This window comes from Burkholderia sp. Ac-20353, assembly GCF_017104785.1.
Lineage (GTDB): Bacteria > Pseudomonadota > Gammaproteobacteria > Burkholderiales > Burkholderiaceae > Burkholderia.
Genome location: NZ_JAAGPL010000399.1, coordinates 1 through 2694 on the forward strand (window position 1 = coordinate 1; position 2694 = coordinate 2694).

Sequence of the window (2694 nt, forward strand, 5' to 3'; positions counted from 1 at the left end):
TCGAGCCGGCCCGGCACCTGCGCGCCGAGCGTGCGCGCGAACCGGCCGATCACGGCCGGCGGCGAGTCGGCCGCAGCGGCCGCAGCGGCTGCAGCAGTTGCAGAGGCTGTGGCGGCTCTGGCAAATGTGGCAGCTGTGGCAGCTCCGGCGGATGCTGCAGCTCCGGCGGCCGCGGCCGCTCCTTTTGCTCCAGCAGCCGGTTGCCACGGCAGCCGCAGCGCGTCCGGCGGCAGCTCGCCCGCCGCCGGGTGATAGCGCACCGACGGCAGCAGCGGCTGCGCGCCGATCGCGCCGGGCCCGACGAGCTGCTCGACGTCGAACACGCGGATCGCGTCCGAGCCCGCTTCGACGTACGCGACGACCGTATTGCTCGTGCCGAGGTCGATGCCGACCGTATAGCGCTTCATCGCGCTCAGGCGGCGCCGCGCACGTCGAACTCGACCTTCCAGCGCTCGTCGGTGCCGCTCGGGATCGCCTCGAGCTCGAGCGTGCCGGCCTCGGTCACGCGCGCGTGCAGCTTCACGGGCACGATCTCGCCGACCGTGCGGCCGTCGGCCGGCAACGTCGCCTGGATCTCCTCGAGTTCCTGCAGCTCCTCCGGCGACCAGTAGTCGAGCAGCGTGCCGACCAGGTCCTGGCGGCGCACCGACGATCCAAAGAACCGGAAGTGCACCGGCTCGCCGACGACGAGGCCAAACTCCTGCGGCGGCAACGCTGCGCTCGTGCCTTCCTCCATCCCGAACGGCGCGACGCACAGCGCCTGCACCGGCGGTTCGAGCCCCGGCACCGCGGGCATCGCCGATTCGACCGCCACGTAGTACGCGCGCGCCGTGCCGCCGCGAATCCGCACGCCACGGCCGCGCTTCACGTAGCCGTAGTACGCGGCGCCGCGCGCGACCGCGAGGTCGAGATCCGCGCCGTCGAGCAGGCGCGCCGGTGCCGCACCTTCAGCCGCGAGCCAGCCGTTCAGCGTGTCGAGCACGCGCTGCGTCAGCAGCGACGATTTGAACACGCCGCCATTGAACAGCACCGCGGTCGGATGCAGGAACGTCGCGCCCGCCGGCAGCGTGCGCTGCACGCCTTCCAGCGTGTCGAGTGCCGCGACCTGGCGGCCGAGGAACGCCGCGAGGTGGCGCGTGATGCCCGCATCCTGCGCATACGGCAGGCCGAGCTGCGTGAGGCCGACACGCGCGCGGCTGATCGGGCGCGCGGCCGCGTCGACCTGCGGGAAGAAGCCTTCGAGGATCGTCTGCGTGAGTTCCGCACGGGTCAGCTCGGTGCGGATCGAACCGCCGATCAGCTTCGAGCCGCGGCTCGGCACGACGAGCGGCACCGCGTCGGTCGTCGGGTCGGACAGCAGCGTTTCCTTCGCGGAACGGCATGCGTAAGTCAGCGCGCGCAGTTGCCACGGATCGGCCTGCGTGCCCTGCTGCGCGAGCTTGCGCGCGACGATGTGCGCGAGCGCGAGGTCCATGTTGTCGCCGCCGAGCAGGATGTGCTCGCCGACCGCCACGCGATGCAGTTCGAGATTGCCTTCACGCTCGACCACCGCGATCAGCGACAGGTCGGTCGTGCCGCCGCCGACGTCGACGCACAGGATCAGGTCGCCGACCTGCACCTGCTTGCGCCAGCCGCCCTCGCTCTTCTGGATCCAGCTGTAGAGCGCGGCCTGCGGCTCTTCGAGCAGCGTCATCCGCGCATAGCCGGCGGCACGCGCGGCCTCGGCCGTCAGCTCGCGCGCGGCCGGGTCGAACGACGCGGGAATCGTGACCGTCACGTCCTGGTCCGCGAACGGCGCGTCCGGGTGCGCGTGGTCCCACGCTTCGCGCAGGTGCGTCAGGTAGCGGATCGAGCTTTCGAGCGGCGACACGCGCGCGACCTCGGGCGGTGCGTCGCCCGGCAGGATCGCCGCGCGGCGGTCGACGCCCGGATGGCACAGCCAGCTCTTCGCGCTCGACACGAGGCGGATCGGCGTGCCGGCGCCGCGGCTGCGCGCCATCTCGCCGACCGCGAAATTGCGCGACGCGGTCCAAGGCAGCGTCAGGTCGCCCTGCGTCAGCTCGCTTTCATGCGGCAGGTAAAGGAACGACGGCAGCAGGTCGCGCGACTCGAGCGCGCCGGGCGCGGTCAGCTGTGCGATCGGCAGCACTTGCTGCACGATCTTCTCGCCATCGCTGGATGCCGTGTCGACATACGACAGCGCGCAGTGGGTCGTGCCGAGATCGATACCGATCGAATAACGGGAATCGCTCACAGTTCCACCTCCGCCGGAGCGACTACGGATGCGTCGTGGCTGCCGGTCAGCTTCGGCAGGCGCACGTCGGACACGCGCCAGCCGCGATGGCTGACGGTGCCGGTGAACGGCGCCGTGCCGACCACGTTGCCGGTCACGCGTACGGCCGTCGCGTCGAAGCCGGCCGGCAGCGTCACGCGGCTGCCTTCGGCCTCGTCGCGTACCGGGACGATCGTGAAGTGCTCGCGCAGCGCGGCACGGCAGCCGTCGTGCACGAGGCGCGCGGCCGCGCCGATGTCGGCGTCCCCGTAGCCGGCGATGTCCTCCTCGACGAAGTCGATGAAGCGCGCATCGCGCTGCAGCAGGCCGAGCAGTTGCAGCGCGGCCTGCGGGCTCGCTTCGCGCAGCTCGGGCGCGGCGGCCTTCACGGGCGCGGCAGCGGGGACAGGCGCCGGGGCCGG

2 protein-coding genes and 1 pseudogene are annotated in these 2694 nt (G+C 72.1%); all 3 read right to left on the minus strand.

All coding sequences use genetic code 11. The annotated features are described in order from the left end of the window. Positions 1–407 (minus strand): annotated as a pseudogene (locus G3N94_RS40605) (hypothetical protein); the annotation flags it as partial. A 5-nt stretch (positions 408–412) separates the two neighbouring features. Then, on the minus strand, positions 413–2254 hold the full coding sequence (locus tag G3N94_RS40610) for an Hsp70 family protein (RefSeq protein ID WP_205799803.1): 1842 nt from the start codon (positions 2252–2254) through the stop codon (positions 413–415). Further along, positions 2251–2694: DUF2760 domain-containing protein (locus G3N94_RS40615; protein ID WP_241022350.1), on the minus strand; the 444-nt coding region annotated here is incomplete at its 5' end. The genes G3N94_RS40615 and G3N94_RS40610, both read right to left, overlap by 4 nt.